15 protein-coding genes and 1 pseudogene are annotated in these 17,485 nt (G+C 39.3%); 11 read left to right on the top strand and 5 right to left on the bottom strand.

Going from position 1 to position 17,485, the window contains the following annotated elements; all coding sequences use genetic code 11:
• Window positions 1-32 precede the first annotated feature (32 nt).
• From bioD to MKZ14_RS13615, 6 genes and pseudogenes are all read left to right on the top strand, one after another.
• Window positions 33-737: a dethiobiotin synthase gene (gene bioD / locus MKZ14_RS13640; RefSeq protein WP_258859926.1), complete on the top strand. Its 705-nt coding sequence runs from the start codon at window positions 33-35 to the stop codon at window positions 735-737.
• Window positions 718-2,094, top strand: a complete 1,377-nt coding sequence (bioA, locus tag MKZ14_RS13635) for an adenosylmethionine--8-amino-7-oxononanoate transaminase (RefSeq protein ID WP_258859927.1) — start codon at window positions 718-720, stop codon at window positions 2,092-2,094. The genes bioD and bioA overlap by 20 nt, the downstream gene beginning before the upstream one ends.
• On the top strand, window positions 2,087-2,680 hold the full coding sequence (locus MKZ14_RS13630) for a biotin transporter BioY (protein WP_339280115.1): 594 nt from the start codon (window positions 2,087-2,089) through the stop codon (window positions 2,678-2,680). Before bioA ends, MKZ14_RS13630 begins: the two co-directional genes overlap by 8 nt.
• Entirely contained in the window at window positions 2,677-3,672 is a 996-nt protein-coding gene (gene bioB, locus MKZ14_RS13625; RefSeq protein ID WP_339280114.1) for a biotin synthase BioB, read from the top strand. Before MKZ14_RS13630 ends, bioB begins: the two co-directional genes overlap by 4 nt.
• Before the next feature lie 360 nt (window positions 3,673-4,032).
• On the top strand, window positions 4,033-4,155 hold the full coding sequence (locus MKZ14_RS13620; protein WP_004231260.1) for a hypothetical protein: 123 nt from the start codon (window positions 4,033-4,035) through the stop codon (window positions 4,153-4,155).
• Between the two features lie 181 nt (window positions 4,156-4,336).
• Window positions 4,337-4,543 (top strand): annotated as a pseudogene (locus MKZ14_RS13615) (cupin domain-containing protein); the annotation flags it as partial.
• 42 nt (window positions 4,544-4,585) lie between these two features.
• Here the strand turns inward: MKZ14_RS13615 and MKZ14_RS13610 are convergent.
• On the bottom strand, window positions 4,586-5,749 hold the full coding sequence (locus tag MKZ14_RS13610; protein ID WP_004231267.1) for a PLP-dependent aminotransferase family protein: 1,164 nt from the start codon (window positions 5,747-5,749) through the stop codon (window positions 4,586-4,588).
• A gap of 128 nt (window positions 5,750-5,877) precedes the next feature.
• Here MKZ14_RS13610 and MKZ14_RS13605 point away from each other — a divergent pair, with 128 nt between their 5' ends.
• Genes MKZ14_RS13605 through MKZ14_RS13595 form a run of 3 tightly spaced genes read left to right on the top strand, consistent with a single transcriptional unit; the run spans window position 5,878 to window position 9,339 of the window.
• Window positions 5,878-7,275, top strand: coding sequence for a PLP-dependent aminotransferase family protein (locus tag MKZ14_RS13605; protein WP_339280113.1), 1,398 nt, complete (start codon window positions 5,878-5,880; stop codon window positions 7,273-7,275).
• Between the two features lie 48 nt (window positions 7,276-7,323).
• Window positions 7,324-8,562, top strand: coding sequence for a DNA polymerase IV (locus MKZ14_RS13600; RefSeq protein ID WP_312125387.1), 1,239 nt, complete (start codon window positions 7,324-7,326; stop codon window positions 8,560-8,562).
• Window positions 8,563-8,586: 24 nt separating this feature from the next.
• The gene (locus tag MKZ14_RS13595) at window positions 8,587-9,339 is read left to right on the top strand and encodes an alpha/beta hydrolase (protein ID WP_036076626.1); all 753 of its coding nucleotides are present in this window, start codon (window positions 8,587-8,589) and stop codon (window positions 9,337-9,339) included.
• Window positions 9,340-9,386: 47 nt separating this feature from the next.
• Here MKZ14_RS13595 and MKZ14_RS13590 read toward each other — a convergent pair whose 3' ends face one another.
• From MKZ14_RS13590 to MKZ14_RS13580, 3 genes are read right to left on the bottom strand one after another with little or no spacing between them, the layout of a single operon-like run.
• Complete coding sequence (locus tag MKZ14_RS13590; protein ID WP_339280112.1) at window positions 9,387-10,241, bottom strand: sugar nucleotide-binding protein; 855 nt, start codon at window positions 10,239-10,241, stop codon at window positions 9,387-9,389.
• Window positions 10,238-11,266, bottom strand: a complete 1,029-nt coding sequence (locus MKZ14_RS13585) for a polysaccharide biosynthesis protein (protein WP_339280111.1) — start codon at window positions 11,264-11,266, stop codon at window positions 10,238-10,240. Before MKZ14_RS13585 ends, MKZ14_RS13590 begins: the two co-directional genes overlap by 4 nt.
• A gap of 30 nt (window positions 11,267-11,296) precedes the next feature.
• Window positions 11,297-11,896, bottom strand: a complete 600-nt coding sequence (locus tag MKZ14_RS13580) for a glycosyltransferase family A protein (protein WP_016993848.1) — start codon at window positions 11,894-11,896, stop codon at window positions 11,297-11,299.
• A gap of 256 nt (window positions 11,897-12,152) precedes the next feature.
• Here MKZ14_RS13580 and MKZ14_RS13575 point away from each other — a divergent pair, with 256 nt between their 5' ends.
• Both MKZ14_RS13575 and MKZ14_RS13570 read left to right on the top strand, forming a co-directional pair.
• A complete protein-coding gene (locus tag MKZ14_RS13575) occupies window positions 12,153-13,241 on the top strand; it encodes a glycosyltransferase family 4 protein (RefSeq protein WP_339280109.1) in 1,089 nt (362 codons plus the stop codon).
• 118 nt (window positions 13,242-13,359) lie between these two features.
• Entirely contained in the window at window positions 13,360-13,800 is a 441-nt protein-coding gene (locus MKZ14_RS13570; RefSeq protein WP_339280108.1) for a GNAT family N-acetyltransferase, read from the top strand.
• A gap of 97 nt (window positions 13,801-13,897) precedes the next feature.
• On the opposite strand, the gene MKZ14_RS13565 is transcribed toward MKZ14_RS13570, so the two are convergent.
• On the bottom strand, window positions 13,898-17,395 hold the full coding sequence (locus MKZ14_RS13565) for a S8 family serine peptidase (protein WP_339280107.1): 3,498 nt from the start codon (window positions 17,393-17,395) through the stop codon (window positions 13,898-13,900).
• Between the last annotated feature and the right edge of the window lie 90 nt (window positions 17,396-17,485).

The raw sequence follows: 17,485 nt of genomic DNA, 5'->3' as shown, positions 1-17,485 counted from the left end.
TTAATGGTTAACTTAAAAGAGGGAGGTTAACAATGCAACATTTTTGGGTTGTCGGTACAGATACGGATGTTGGGAAAACAATTGTCACCACCATGTTGATGTGTCATTTACAAAAACAAGGCTTGAAAGTTTCACCATACAAGCCTGTGCAAACAGGAGAGGTATACGAAAATGGTCGTGGCTATTATTATGATACAGCCATGTATGAAAAGTATTCCTTACAAAAGCTTCAACAAGAGCACCTTAATAGCTATTCATTTAGAGAAGCTGCATCGCCACATTTTGCTGCGCAACTGGAGGGGCAGCAAATTGATGCCAATGAGCTATTATTGCGTATTCAATTATTACAAGCATCCTATGATGTTGTGATATGTGAGGGAGCGGGTGGGCTTTTTGTTCCGCTTACTGCCCCCAATGGAATGACGCTGCTTGATGTCATCGTGAGTAGCAAGCTGCCAGTAGTGCTTGTTACAAGGACATCCCTAGGGACGATCAATCACACATTATTAACAATAGAGGCATTGCGCTCTCGTCAAGTTGACGTTCTTGGTATGGTGTTTAATGGGGACACGGGCAGCAGTATGGAGCAAGATAATATACAAACGATTTTACAGTACCATCCCTTGCCCTATGCAATTATTCCACAGCTACAAAATTTGTCACAGCTAATGGATTATGCCATCACACACACCACACTGTTTGAAAGGCTATTTAACTATGAAACAAGCATTAACTGATTTACAGGTAAGAGATTTACGTCATGTTTGGCATCCATGCTCGCAAATGAAGGACTATGAAGCATTTCCACCAATCGTCATAAAAAAGGGGCAAGGTGTGTGGCTTTATGACGAACATGATCAGCGTTATTTGGATGCTGTATCATCTTGGTGGGTTAATTTATTTGGACATGCCAATCCGCGTATTAGCCAGGCTTTAAGTGAGCAAGCATTTACATTGGAGCATACGATCTTTGCTAATTTTACACATGAACCAGCTATACAATTGGCTGAAAAATTAACCGCGCTAGCACCACAGGGATTACATAAAGTCTTTTTTGCCGATAATGGCTCATCTGCTATTGAAGTCGCATTGAAAATGAGCTTTCAATACCATATGCAGACAGGGAAACCAACAAAAAAGCGCTTTCTTGCCTTGACGGATGCCTATCACGGAGAAACCATTGGTGCTTTATCTGTGGGAGGGGTAGGGCTTTACAATGAAGTTTACCAGCCTCTGTTATTAGATACGGTGCGTGCCAAAGGGCCAGATTGCTTCCGCTGTCCATTTCAGGAAGACCCAGCAAGCTGTAAGGCACCATGTAGTCAATTTGTCGAGGAACAACTTCAAGCTCATCATGAGGAAATCACGGCAGTTATTATTGAACCATTAATTCAGGCTGCAGCAGGTATGAAAATGTACCCGCCTGTCTATTTACAGCGCTTACGGGCATTGTGCTCACACTATGATGTGCACTTCATAGCAGATGAAATTGCTGTAGGGTTCGGTCGGACAGGTACATTGTTTGCCTGTGAACAGGCGGATATCATGCCAGATTTTATGTGTTTATCAAAGGGGCTAACTGGTGGTTACTTACCTTTATCTGTTGTCTTAACGACGCAGCAAATCTATGACGCTTTTTATGATGATTACGGAACAATGAAGGCTTTTTTACATTCGCATAGCTATTCAGGCAATACATTGGCCTGTCGTGTGGCACTGGAAGTGTTAACAATGTTTCAAGAGGAACAAGTGATGGAGATGATTCAGCACAAGGGACAATACATGCGAGCGTTAGCCATGGAGGCTTTTTGTGATATGCCTTATGTGGGTGAATACCGACAAGTTGGTTTAGTGGGGGCGATTGAACTAGTGAAAAGCCGGCGGACAAAGGAAGCGTTCGCCAGTGAGGAGCGTATCGGCTATCAAATTTATCAACGGGCTTTAACGAAAGGCTTACTCATCAGGCCGCTCGGCAATGTTCTGTATTTTATGCCACCTTATATTATTTCTGAAGAGGAAATGTCATTTATGATTCATACAACGAAAGAGACAATCGAACAATTTTTCCAGGACAGGGGGGCTAAGGTTGGGTAAGCGACATCAAACATTAGCGCTTGTTATGATTGCCATGTTTGCTGCTCTAACAGCAATCGGCGCTTTTGTTAAAATTCCATTGCCTGTCGTACCCTTTACATTACAAATTGTTTTTGTATTTTTAGCAGGCTGTTTATTGGGTAGTCGGAATGGTTTTTATAGTCAACTTGTCTATATCGGTGTGGGCTTAGTAGGCTTACCTGTTTTTACACAGGGTGGTGGTATCACATATGTCTTACAGCCAACTTTTGGTTATTTGATTGGCTTTGCCCTAGCCGCCTATGTGATTGGGTTCATCATTGAAAGGATTGAGACGCCAACGAAAAAGCATTTTATCGCAGCAACCATTATTGGGCTGGTTATTATTTATGCTGTGGCTGTTCCTTATTTGTATGTAGCATTGAATTTCTGGTTAGATATGAAGTCAAGCTGGTCACATGTGTTTGTTGTCGGCTTTTTAAGTAGTATTGTCGCTGATTTTTGCTTAGCTATTACATCAGCGCTATTAGCTGAGCGCTTGTATAAAGTATTTCAGTCAGCAAGAAATGTGAAATTTTCACACGTAGAGGGGGAGAATGTAATATGAATTATTACCAATTAGCACAAGAAGTTATTGCTGGAAAGATCATTAGCAATGAAGAGGCACTTGCCATATTAAATAGTGAGGATGATGAGCTATTACAGCTTATGGATGGTGCTTTTACGATTCGTCGTCATTATTATGGTAAAAAAGTTAAATTGAATATGATTATGAACGCCAAAAGCGGATATTGCCCCGAGGATTGTGGCTATTGCTCCCAGTCCTCTAAATCAACGGCTCCTATTGAGAAATACCCATTTATTACAAAAGAGGAAATTTTAGCAGGTGCAAAACGAGCGTTTGACAATAAGATTGGGACGTATTGTATTGTAGCCAGTGGTCGTGGGCCAACACGTAAGGATGTCAATGTCGTGAGTGAGGCGGTTGCTGAAATAAAAGAAAAGTATGGCTTGAAGGTTTGTGCCTGTCTTGGCTTACTAAAAGAAGAACAGGCACAGCAACTAAAGGAAGCGGGGGTGGATCGCTACAATCATAATTTAAATACATCGGAACGTCATCATTCCTTCATCACGACCTCACATACATATGAGGATCGTGTCAATACGGTAGAGATTGTGAAAAAGCATGGAATTTCACCTTGCTCGGGTGCCATTATTGGGATGAAGGAAACAAAAGAGGATGTCGTCAATATTGCACGCGCCCTCCATCAATTGGACGCTGATTCTATTCCTGTAAACTTTTTAAATGCAATTGATGGCACAAAGCTAGAAGGGACAAAGGATTTAAACCCACGCTATTGTTTAAAGGTTTTAGCGTTGTTCCGCTACATCAATCCGACAAAGGAAATCCGTATTTCGGGTGGTCGTGAAATCAATTTAGGCTCACTTCAGCCACTTGGTCTCTATGCAGCTAATAGCATTTTTGTAGGGGATTATTTAACAACAGCTGGACAAGAAGCGAATAATGATTATCGCATGCTTGAGGATTTGGGCTTCGAAATTGAATTAACACGTAAGCAAGAAGAAGTATTTTGTTAATCTTATGAAATAGAAATCTACTACTACAGCAAAAACCGTACTTTTGTACGGTTTTTTGCTGTAGATGAAAAGAGACGGATAGGCTGTGAAAGGTAGTGGATAAAAATTGAAAAGTGATGGATAGACCTGACATCACTGGCTGTTGATATACCTATAAAATCAAGGTTTTCACAAATTGTTCAATGAAAGCGTTTTGAAATTGAACAGTTTGTGAAGACCTTCACATAAAGCTTTCTTTTTGAAAAAATCAGCGTAAAATAAGAATCAAGTAAGGAATTGTTATAAAACAGTTGATGAGTCGTATCACAAATTTTAGTGGTTGTTATATTACAAAAATAATGAGTGAAGGGAGCTTTTCACATGTGGGTTATTACAGTTTTTGATAAAAAGGACGTTCGAATTTTTGAGTATGCAAGCAAGAATGAGGCAACAGAAGCTTTAGCAAAATTCAAGAAAAATGCCGTTTTAACGTATACAAAATAAGTTGCTGCTAAAGCAGCCCTCTACCGACAGAGGGCTGTTTTTTTAATGTACAACAATGGAAACAGCACTGTACAGTAATAATAGTGCCATGATGATGTTATACGGCTTTCGATATTGCTGTAGAACCTTTTGAAAAACGGAGCCACATAACGCCCAACTAAATGTACTGATTACACCAAATGGAACGTTAGACGCTGAGGCCCATAGAGAAGGAACGGAGGAATATATAACCGTTTTTGATGGGGAATTAATCATCCATATACAGGATCCGGATTATCGATTAACAAAGGGTGATGCTATACGATTTAAGGCTGACCATCCACACACATACAGCAATCCAGGTAGTACAATAACACGACTTAGTATGACTATTTACTATCCACATTAAAAAACGTATAAACGCTTTTCACAGCGTTTATACGTTTTCGTTTTATAAAATACTAGCTAACCGTTTAATTCCCTCACGGATGACTTCAGGTGTTGCATTTGTATAGTTAAGGCGCATTGTATTCACATTCGTTTTTGATGTATAGAATGGATCGCCAGGCACGAAGGCTACCTTTTGTTCCATCGCTTTATTGAATACATCAAGGGCCGGTGTACCGTCCTTCATTGTCGCCCAAATGAACATGCCACCCTCAGGTCGTGTGTATTCAACATGGGCAGGGAAAAACTCCTGCATCGCATCAAGCATCGCATCCGATTGATTTTTATATAAAGCAATAATTTTCTTTACATGTTCTGTATAATCATTACTTGCTAAGTAATCGTAGATAACATATTGTGAAAAAATATTCGTATGAAGATCAGATGCTTGCTTCGCTGTTTCAATATGCTGTAAAAGCTCTTTGTTTTTTGTGATAATAAAGCCAAGACGCATGCCTGGTGTGACCGTTTTAGAGAAAGAACCTAGTAAAATACTATTTTCTAATTTACCAGCACCGATATATGGAAGTGGCTCCCCTTGGAAACGTAGCTCCCCGTACGGATCATCCTCAATTAAAGCAACATCGTATTTTGCCACTATTTCGCAAATTTGCTCACGCTTTTCCTTCGAATATGTGAGTCCTGTTGGGTTTTGGAAGTTCGGCACCGTATAAATGAATTTTACATTTGGTTGTTGTAGAGCACGCTCTAACTCTTCTAAGTTAAGACCATCATTTTCTAGTGTAACACCATGGAAAGTTGGCTCTGTTAAAGTAAAGGCTTGGATGGCTCCTAGGTAACCCGGCTCTTCGATGATAATGCCATCGCCTTTATTAATAAGTACTTTACCAATAAGTTCAAGCGCTTGCTGTGAACCTGTAGTAATAAAGACATCGTCAGCATGTACATCAAGTCCATGGAGACGTTGATATTTCGCGGCAATATATTCGCGCAATGGTGCATAACCCTGTGTGGATGAATATTGGAATAACCTGCTGCCATTTACTGTAATAGCATGGTCTACCGATGCTCTCAATGCATCAATCGGGAAAGAGATAGGGTTTGGAAGCCCACCTGCAAAGGAAATAACGTCCTCTGCATCTGTCACTTTTAAAATATTTCGAATAAATGAGGATGGTGTTTTTAAGATTCTTTCAGAATATTGCATAATTATCGGTCCTTTTTTTCTGATTTTTTAAAAATTATATCATTGTCATCGTGTGCATACAATATTATCATTGTATGCAAGACAATTAAACTATTGTATGCAAATTAAGAGAAAGAAGGGCCTAGTGAATGCCTATTAATTCATTTGACGAGTATCCCATGAGTTGGAAGCCGGATATTAGCAATATATCTGCTCCGTTATATATAGCCATCGCACATCAGTTAGAACAAGATATTAAGGATGGAAAGCTAGTACCAGGCACAAAATTGCCACCGCAGCGCGAATTAGCTGATTTTTTAGATGTGAATTTGAGTACGATTACAAGAGCCTTTAAGCTCTGTGGCCAAAAAGGATTAATTTATGCCTCAATTGGCAGCGGTACATTCGTTTCAACAGATGCGGCTAGCAATAAAATGTTACTGCCAACCAACCATGCCACACCTATCATTGAAATGGGCTCTGTTTTACCAGATAATTTTGTTAATGATGATATTACACGCTTTATGAAGAAAATGATAAACGAACCTAGTTTTAGCATGCTATTTCAATATGGACGACCTGAGGGCAATGCATGGCAAAACGAAGCCGTGATGAAGCTACTCGAACTAGTAAATTTTCAAACAGACCAGCCTATTCTTCTAGGAGCAGGCGGACAAAATGCCATTGTGGGAACCCTTGCAGCTTTATTTCAGCCAGGCGACCGCATTGGTACAGATCCAATTACCTATGCAGGCATTAAAACAGCTGCAAATATGCTTGGTATCCAGCTTGTGGCTATCCAACAATGTCAGGGTGAAATGACAAAAGAAGGATTACTATATGCTTGTAAAAATGAGCATATCAAAGGAATCTATGTGATCCCTGATTTTCATAACCCAACGACCCATACGATGTCAGTAAAAACAAGAAAAATGATTGCAGACGTGGCAAGACAGAAGGATTTGCTTGTAATCGAGGATGCTATCTATAGCTTTCTCAAGGAGCAACCGCTTGCTCCGATTGCTTCTTATGCACCTGATAAGGTTATTTACATTGCTAGCCTATCTAAAACACTATCACCTGGTTTACGATTATCCTTCCTTGTGACACCGCCTGCGCTACGTAAAAAAATAATGGAGACACTCTATAATATCAACATTTCTGTTTCTCCTATCATGCTGGAGCTTGCAGCACGATTAATCCATGAAGGTGTTGCCCAAACGATATTAGAAAAACACCGAGCATATGCCAAGCAGCAAAATGCGCTTGTCGATCAGTATTTAGGGGATTATCACATATTAGGGGATGAGGAATGTATTTTTAGGTGGCTCCAATTGCCTGACAAATTTACGGGTGTTCAATTTGAATTGTTAGCTTCGAAAGCTGGTGTACAAGTCTATGCAGCGGAACGCTTTGCCGTAGGGAATACAAAGCCTGTCAATGCCGTTCGTTTAGCCATTGCAGCGCCAGAATCTCAACTTGAGCAAGCGTTAATTATTTTAAAGGACCTCCTCGAAAGTAATGGTGATTATGCATTTGTTGATTAGAGGTTATGGGGCGTATAATAAGGCTAAGAAAGAAACGAGGTGATGAACATGGCGCATAAAGGGCGCGTTATTTTGCATGTGGATATGAACAGTTTCTATGCTTCAGTGGAGCAAGCACATGATCCAAGTTTAAAGGGGAAGCCTCTCGCGATTGCAGGAAACCCAAAGGAGCGGCGTGGCATTTTAGTAACATGTTCATATGAAGCAAGGGCGCTAGGCATTTATACAACGATGACTGTTCATGAAGCGAAGCGTAAATGTCCTGAGCTATTGTTATTACCTCCAGATTTTCAAAAGTATCGTCAAGCATCTAAAGAGATGTTCACCATTCTTCGCAGCTATACACCATTAGTAGAGCCTGTTTCGATTGATGAGGGCTACTTGGATGTGACTGAGCTAAGCAAGGAACGACATGCCTTAAGTATTGCCCAGGAAATACAAGCGCGCATTTTAACAGAGCTGGATTTACCTTGTTCCATCGGTATTGCACCGAATAAATTTTTAGCAAAAACAGCCTCTGATATGAAGAAACCAATGGGGATTACTGTACTACGAAAACGGGATATTGAACAGCAGTTATGGCATCGTGAGGTTGTCAACATGCATGGGATTGGCGCAAGTACAGCTAAAAAATTAAATGCACAAGGCATTTTTACAATCGGTGATTTAGCTAAGACAGAAGAATTTAAAATGAAGCAAATTTTAGGGAAGAATGGGGTACGGCTTCGAGCAAGAGCCAATGGGGTGGATCAGCGCATGGTCGATCCTGAGGCAATCTTTGATACGAAAAGCGTTGGGAATTCAACAACATTACCAGAAGATGTAACAGATGTTCGTACACTTCATAAAACAATCGAAGGTCTATGTAAGAAAGTGGGGGAGCGACTTGATGCCAAGCGCTTAGCAGGTTCCACTGTGAGCATTCAAATTCGTGATGCTGATTGGCATAATCATACGCGTTCAAAAACAATGTCCAATGTCCTGTATCGGTATGAAGACATTTACGACATTGCATGTACTTTATTTGATAAGCATTGGGATGAATCTCCTGTAAGATTACTTGGTGTAACGGTTTCCAATGTGGTGGATCGAAAAGATTATTCACAGCAATTATCGATATTTGATTTTCAGGAGCATGCGAAAGATGAACCGATTCTCAAGCTTGTCGATGAAATTGAGGGACGGTTTGGCAAGGGGATTATCAAACGTGGTGTAGATTTAGGGAAACGTTCCTCCTATCAATCACAAACAAGCTTTAGTAAAGATTTTTTAGATGACCATGAATGAGACAGAATGAAAGTAGGTGTATCTATGCAATACAAGGAGTATGGGGATGCTAACAATCCTTTCATGATGTTTATTCACGGAGGGGGCGTTGGAGGGTGGATGTGGGATCAGCAAGTTCACCATTTTTCCCATTATCACTGTGTTATACCTGAGCTAATGTCACACAATCCATTTTCCATTGAACAAAGTGCTAAAGAGCTTCTTCTGCTTATTGAGAAAAAAGCAAATGGAAAGCCTGTTATAGTAATTGGTTTCTCTTTAGGAGCGCAAATCGCTATTCAAATGCTAAGTCTACAGCCTAGTTTAATCGATTTTACGATTATCAATAGTGCGCTCGTGATACCCTCTCCTACTGTAGAAAGGATGCTTCAACCGTTTATTCGGCTGTCATTTCCGCTTATAAAAAATAAAACATTTGCGAAACTTCAAGCAAAAGCTCTATATATCCAAGAAGATTATTTTGAGCGTTACTATCAAGAGAGTGCCACGATGAAAGTAGATACATTGCTTCAAATTTTGCGAGAAAATATGTTGTTTTCCATTCCCCCTGATTTTCACAAAGCCCAAGGAAAGATTTTAATAACAGTGGGAGACAAAGAGAAAAATAACATGAAAAAGTCCGCTAAAGCACTTGTGCGAAGTCATCCAAATAGTGAGGGCGTGCTATTAAAGAACATCGGTCATGGCGTATCATTAGCCCAGCCTGCATTTTTTAATCGCTTTGTTGAGAATTGGATTAAGGATGGTCAATTACCAGAGGGGACAGCTATTCGGTAATGAAACTCCATTACGAATCGTCATCCATAATGGAGCTGATGTATGGATCATTGAAAATAGTGAGGATATAAATCTTTATGCTGCAATACCCATTCCTTCATTTCTATGATCATTTCCTCGTAGCTAGGGACACTAAATGAGAAGTCATTTCTTGTATTTATTAATGTTTTATTGACATGAACAAGCTGATGAGGAAGAATTTTAATGCTGTTGTTGAGGAAGTGTTTATTAAATAGATGCAATAGATCGTGTTTAGAAATACTTGTCGTATTTACGAGATGATAGAGTCCTGTTAAATCTTGTTGTGCAGCACGTTCAATGGCTTTAGCCAAAGTAAGTGTTGTCACTCCCGTCCAAATAGCACCCGAATAGCCATAGACGGGACTTTTTTGTTGCATAAACCAATTGAAGAGTCCGATGCCATCCTTTTTCAAATCAGGACCAATTATGGAATTACGAAATGTTATGTGCTTGTCGTTATTCACTTCCCCTATACCTTTTGTGCGGTCATAAAAGGTTTCCCCGTCTAGTACACTATTTTCATAGTAGGGAGCATTTTTGCCTGAAAATACGCAGTCGGTACTTAGATGAATAAGCTTTGTGTGACGATTTTCAAGGAGAGATACAATGGCATGCGGTAAATAGCTATTCAGTAAAACACTTTGGGCAGGATGAGCCTCACAAGCATTGTTTAAAACACCAATACAATTAATGACGACATCTACCTCATTGTCTAGTAGTAGCGACCTTAAAAAATGGGAGTCTGTCACATCACCTGTTCTATTATTGCCATAGGGAAAAGGGGTTCGAGAGTATGTTGTTACATCATGCCCTTGTTCACATAAATAAATGGCAATGGTATGACCAGCCATGCCTGTAGCACCGAGCACTAAAAATTTCATGGTTTTCCTCCTGTCCAATGAAGGAGCTCTTCTTGTATAAGAGGCAATGTTAATAGCTTTACTTTAATGTCAGCCACACTTAATTGTTGGGTATTGTTCGAGTTATATTCATCCGTTAATGTAATTTTTGGAGAGCCCTCATCGAGGTATTTTCCATAATTTAAATCCCGATTATCCACGGGGATTCGATAGAAATGGCCCATATCAATAGCTTTTGCTGCCTCTTCCTTCGTACATAATACTTCATACATTTTTTCTCCGTGCCGTGTTCCGATAATTTGCATGGCGTTGTTCGCTTGAAAGATCTCAAGTAAAGCCTGTGCTAAATTTGCTATTGTGGCAGCAGGTGATTTTTGCACCATAATATCCCCGTTTTGAGCATGTGAGAATGCGTACAATACCAATTCTACCGCTTCCTCAAGGCTCATCATAAAACGTGTCATATGAGGGTCCGTAATCGTTAAAGGTTTCCCAGCCTTTATTTGTTCAATGAATAATGGGATAACCGAGCCTCGTGAAGCCATGACATTACCGTATCGAGTGCCACAAATTAGGGTATGGTGAGGGTCAACCATTCGTGACTTTGCAATAAACGTTTTTTCCATCATTGCCTTGGATATACCCATCGCATTGACAGGGTACGCTGCCTTATCTGTTGACAGGCAAATGATTTTCTTGACGCCAGCTTGAATGGCGGCTGTTAGTACGTGATCTGTTCCTAAAATATTGGTTTTCACAGCTTCTAAGGGAAAAAATTCGCAGGAGGGAACTTGCTTGAGAGCGGCGGCATGAAATACATAGTCAACATTATACATTGCATTGTGAATGCTTTGAATATCGCGGACATCCCCGATATAAAATTTAATTTTTGTATGCTGATAGTGTTTTCGCATATCATCTTGCTTTTTTTCATCCCTTGAAAAAATCCGAATTTCCTTGATATCTGTATTTAAGAATCGCTTTAATACGGCGTTCCCGAAAGAGCCCGTGCCTCCAGTAATCAATAATATTTTATCTGTAAACATTGTATAGTTCGTTACACCTCCTGCATGCTATTATTTCAATCCTCTTTGATGTAGGTCACATTCTGAGTTTTCTCTAGGGTAGTTGTACCAATAAGCAAATTCGTTAGTATATTTACTTGTCGGATTTTTATCCATCAGGGCACAATTAAAATCCCAATCTCCTGCAATATCTTTGCGTATCGTAAATTTCGCATCTCCAATTAAACTTCTCCTGATAATCTTAAATTGCCCAGGTAAGGAATAGCGGTTGGACTCATCTTTAATAAAAGCAAAGCCATTCTTAATAATCATGTTGTAATAGTAAATATCAAATGTGCCATCCACTTGTGCAAGTACATTGCGAATAGCAGGTAAATAGTGGTCATCACTATCGATGATGGCTATATAATCTCCTGTTGCTTCTGCAATGCAGCGATTGTAGGCAACACTCGCACCTAAATTCGTTGGATGAACGATGATTTTTAAAGCTGCACAGTTTTTCTGATAATCCTGTAAAATGGCTAGCGTATTGTCTGTAGAACCATCATCTACCACAATAATTTCATAGGCATATTCTTTTGGAATACTATCAAGCATCGTTACGATCCATTCTTCGCTATTAAATGCAGGTGATAAAAAACTAATCTTCATCTGATCCCTCCATTCTATGTTCATTAGTAGAGTTGTTCCATGTGACTGAGTAGATCCTTTAATACAATATGCGTAGACGTAGTGCTACTGTAGGCAATTGCTTATTTTAGGATGTTTTTAAGAGAGTGTTTTTAGATAGAATTTTTATGTTTACTAGAGATATGGCATAAGAAAGAAGAAAATTTACTAACATAAGCACATTTAGCAAGAGAGGTCATAAACTAGCGAGAGCGCTTTTTTTAGAAAGAGGGATACGATGACAAAAAGGATAGCATTTATTTGTAGCGTAGAATCTTACAAACTTTCGGATGCCCATATTTTCAAAGATTTGTGTCTAGTGCCTATTTTGTTGGGGGAACATTTAGGCTATGAGGTCACTATTGTCACGACAGAAATGAATGAAGCTCTACTTCAACAAGTCTTTCCCACTGTAAAATTTGAGTCTGTACCATTTGCAGATGATTATGTGGCGAATATGAATGCCTATTTAGCCCAGCATGCAAAGGACATCGACATTGCCTTTGCTATTGGACCCTATCCATCCTATTTAGCTATTTTGAAAGCCTATAAGCACTTTAATCCAAATGGCAAAATTTATATGAAATTAGATGTTAATCGATTTTGGTTAAATCGATTAAAAACCTATCCCTATTTTTTAGAGTTGTTGCAGCTTTGTGATCTCCTAACCTCTGAATGTATATCTATTCAAACAGCAATCAAAGACTTTTCACAATTGGATGTGAAACATATACCCAATGGTTTTTATGAACATTTTCCCACAGAGTCAGTGCCGTTTCACGAGAAAAAAAATAGCATTCTAACAGTTGGGCGATTGGATGCACCAGAGAAGCAAACAATTTTGACAGTCAAGGCATTTCTAGCAGCACAATTGCCAGATTGGGAGCTTCGTTTAGTAGGGCCGATGTCAGTCTCATTTCAAGAAGAGCTGAGACTATTACTAGATAGTCAGCCGTTTGCCGCTCAAGTGACGATGGTAGGACCTATTTTTGATAAGGTCCAGCTAGAAGAGGAGTATCGAAAGGCTAAAATTTTTTGCTTAACGTCTTTAGTCGAATGCTATGCTCATGTCTTTGCGGAGGCAGCTAAAAATGGTTGCTATATCGTGACAACAGATGTGGATGGTGCTGCTGATATTACACAACAACAGCGTTTTGGAACAATCCATCCTACACATGATTGGGAGGCAATGGGTCGGACATTGCAACAAGTTGCAGCACAGGAACCATTGTTGGAAGATACTTGTGTCCAGCTCCAAGCATTTGCCCGCAATGAATTAAATTGGAGGCAGATCGTCAAGAAGATTGCCACTTATTTAGGTGAATAAAAATCAATCTTTTCTGGATGGAGAGGAGTATTCTTTTCTTTATACCAGTATTTCCTATATAATAAAAACTAGTTTTATAAAGTTAGACAATCATGGGTAGACACAAGGGGAGACTAGAATGGAAATACGACAAGCAACAATGAATGAACTAGAGGATTTATCAAAACTGTTTGATGAATATCGTCAATTTTATGGAATTGAGTCAGATATAAGCAGTGCCAAGGCATTTTTACAATTACGATTAGCCTTGAAAGAATCCGTCATTTTTATCGCACTGGTGGATAACAAGATGATTGGATTTACACAATTATATCCAACATTTTCGTCCATTGCTTTACAGCGTGCCTATATTTTAAATGATATTTATGTAACAGAAGATGCTAGAGGCCTAGGGGTGGGCAAGGCATTGATGGAAAAGGTATTTCATTATTGTGAGCAACAGTATGCTCGCTATGTCACGTTACAAACGGCGGCTGATAATGTAAATGCACGTAAGCTTTATGAAAAGCTACAAATGAAGCAAGATGAATATTGTAATTATGTTAAATATTTTATGTAAGCCGAAGTGGTGAATCTCATCGTTGGATGAAAATGCTTCTTTCAGATCATAAATATCCCCTAGATCGTTTTGATCTAGGGGATATTTTTAATTCTAACTATTTTATTTCAAGCGTATAGGGTTGTGTGCTAGCTTTGCCATCAAACTCACTTACTTCAATATAGTATTTGCCTGCATCCAGCTCCACCGTACCAACCTCGGCATCACCAACACCGTAAAGATCGAATGTTTTGACGGTTTTTCCGTTTGCATCTAACACTCGAATAACACCATCCAACGCTTTTTCTGTTTGGAGTGAGAAGAAGACTTCGCGTTTCTGATCGTTATTCCATTCAAAATAGTCTTTATCACCAAATGGTATACCTGCATTTAAATATTGCGTTGCAACCCATTTCTCATCCTTTTTCACAAGAACAGATGGCTTGCTAGGTACTCCATTTACTAATTTTGAATCCGCATCTTCATCCACATGCTTATGATCAAACAATGTTAATGTATAAGGCTGAATCGATACTTGGCCAAGCCCCATGCTGTTGACTAGAATAAAATAGCCTCGATCCTTCTTCGCCTTAAACGATGTATTTACATCGTTTGTACCCATCATTCCAAGTAACATTTCAAGAATATTATCACCTAAGCCAAATGGAATTTCTGTCTCCATTTCTTTGGCATCAATCTTCATATTGCCGTTCGTATCTTCGATAATAGCTCCTGCAAATTTCAAGTCTTTTTGCAGTTCTTTAGGTAGCTGAGCCAATTGTTCATTAGTAAAAGGAACTGAAGAAAGAAGCAGACTCATGACCTCATCATTGCCTTGTTGCTTATAGTAGTAATAATCTACATCATCTTGATAAATCAGGTGGTCTCTATAAGTAGTACCTAGTTGAATTTTTAGCGCTTTTGCTTCCTCATGATTGTTTGGATTGTACTCTGCTGGAATATCGCCTATTTTCTTTGTTTTCAATGTATAAGGCTCAGCAGATCGTTCTCCAGCATTGACAACGGCTACCACGTATGTTTTGTCCTTTTTCAATGGTATGACCTTTGCATCGTCTTCGTTACCAGCTGAACCAAGTAGTAGTGCCAGTATACCAAGGTCATTAGTTAAGGAAGAAACGGGAATTAATTCTTTTGTTTCTTCATCATATTCAAACACTGTACCTGTCGGCATTTGGTTCATGCCTTTCAAAAAGCTGAAGCTATAAAGGGCGTCTTCCTTCGCTTTAAATAAGAAATAATCCTCATCATAATCTGTTTGGAAATAAGCTTTTTGATCGTCACCTATTTCAAAGCGGATTGCTTGCTTAATGATAGGGTCAACATTTTCTAGATTGCCTGAAGCCGTAGGATTCAATAACATACTCATCAGGCTGTCAATTTCATTACGTTTTTTTATGTTGTTTTCTATAAGCGGTAATGGGCTCTCTGGAACATTTTCTTCGATCATGGCTTCATCTACAGGTAGACCATCCTCATCAGGTGGGAGGGAAACTACTTCACCTTTTAATGTGTAAGGGATCATCGATTCACTGATCGTTTCTTCTTTTTCGATGCCGCCACTAAAGAACATCTCCATAGAAAACTCGCTATTACTTTCATTAGATACACTTAAAACGTACTCTTGATCTGGAACAGCGTCGATAATCATACGAACCGGTTCACCTTTTGCTGTACCATAAGCGGTCTGCATTGGATAGGCTTCTTCTTCACCTTCATCATTTTCAGCTTGATCGATTTCTTCTGGTGGCACAGGATTAAAGTCATCTTTTAGATAAAGCTCCATAGAGGCAGTGACACCAGGAATTCCCGATAGATCAAATTGTAACGTCGTCGGTTTTTTGACAGAGAACGTGAAGTAATCTTGATCTTGTTGTTGATCTTTTGACAGTAATGTATAGTTTTTACCTGCTGTACTATATGGGAACTTTTTAATAGGCTCCATCGTAGACTTGTCTATTGTATCAATTGGCAAGTCCTTCGTCGTTTGTGCTGTAAAAATGTAAGTAGATTTGCCTTTTAAACTATAGCTTCCATTATGATCTTTGACACCAATAACAAGCGTTCCCTTTTGATCTGCTTTAAATAGATAACCTTCTTTTTTTCCTACGCGAACATCATTGACATGGATAGGCTCTACATCTCCAATCCCGCTATTTGGGTAGAAATATAAATCAAAGGCATAGTCGTATTTGTCAGCGCCTTTTAATGTTAATTGAGCATATTCATTTTCTTCTAAATCGACTTTATACCATTTCTTTTCGTCTTGCTGTTCAAAAGCACCCTGTTCTGTATTTAGCTTATTTTTAGCAAGGATCTTGGCGTTCTTAATACGATCTTCCTTTGTCTCTGAATAATGCTTAGGCAATTTATTTAAATCAAATTGTAATGCTTTTACAGGATCAACTAATCCGTGACCATAAGTAAGATCATAGCCTTTCTCGCCCAAATCTTGTGCGGTCATTTCTAAAATCGCTTCTATTTGATGCGGTTTTAAAGATGGGTCTTTGGATTTAAGAAGAGAGGCGATACCTGCCACGACAGGAGAGGCCATGGATGTACCACTAAACTTGACAAAGGATGAACCTTTTTTCGCATCATGAACGGTGCTATAAATGTCTTCACCTGGTGCAACAATATCAACAGACGGACCGTAATTGGAGTAGCTTGATAGTTTGTTGCGTTCGTTTGTTGAACCAACACTAATGACACCTTCAAAAGAAGCGGGGAAGGAATATTCATCTGTCGATTCATTTCCTGCGGCCGCCACAATTGTAATACCACTATCAATCGCTTTCTGAACGGCTTCCTTCATTAGGGGAGATTCACCATAGCCTCCTAGACTCATATTAATGACGTCTACGCCCTGCTCAATTGCATAAAGAATACCCTGTGCAATGATGAAATCATTAGCACCTTCATTGCCATTAAATACATCAATTGGCAGTAACTTTGCATTCGGATTAATCCCGTGCCCACCTACGCCATTATCTTTTGCTGCGGCGATAATACCTGCCACATGTGTTCCGTGATCGCCTGAATAAGTAGTATTAGCGGGTGCTGCTGCATTATAGGGTGGGAGTACTTGTGACTTTAGATCGGGGTGTTTAAAATCTACACCAGAATCAATGACAGCAACTGTGACATCATGGTTGCCTGCTAATTCTAGTGCCTTATCCATTTGCAGTAGGTTTAAATGATACATCTCTTGTTTTTTAGGATCAGCTTCTTTAGTAAAGGAATGATAGATGTAACTAGGAGATACACTTGATATTCCGTTTTGCTTTAAATAGTAAGAGACGGCTTTTTCGATCGATACGCCTTTATTTAGTTGTACAACATCATAACCTAATGAAGGAATGGAGCGGATGACCTTGGAGCCAATTTTTTTATGTACGTTTTTATCAAGACCTGAATGCTTGATAACAATTGTATCCTTACTCATCCATTTTTCTTCATTCTTCTCTGTTTGTTTCGCACTGTTTGCCAGCATGTTTTTTGCTTTATGCTGGGGTGCCTCAGCAAAGGCAGAAGCAGCAGGAACCATGAGTGCAGCAGATGCTACAACAGCGACTGATTTTTTATACCAACTTTTCAATTGTTATCTCTCCTTGGTGTTATAAATTAAGTCTCGACTATATTAATACGGACAAAGATTAGAAAAGTTTCGTAATGAAGGGAAATTTTT

This window comes from Lysinibacillus sp. FSL P2-0066 (genome assembly GCF_037969495.1).
Taxonomy (GTDB): domain Bacteria; phylum Bacillota; class Bacilli; order Bacillales_A; family Planococcaceae; genus Lysinibacillus; species Lysinibacillus boronitolerans.
This window is presented reverse-complemented; position numbering and strand designations above follow the sequence as displayed.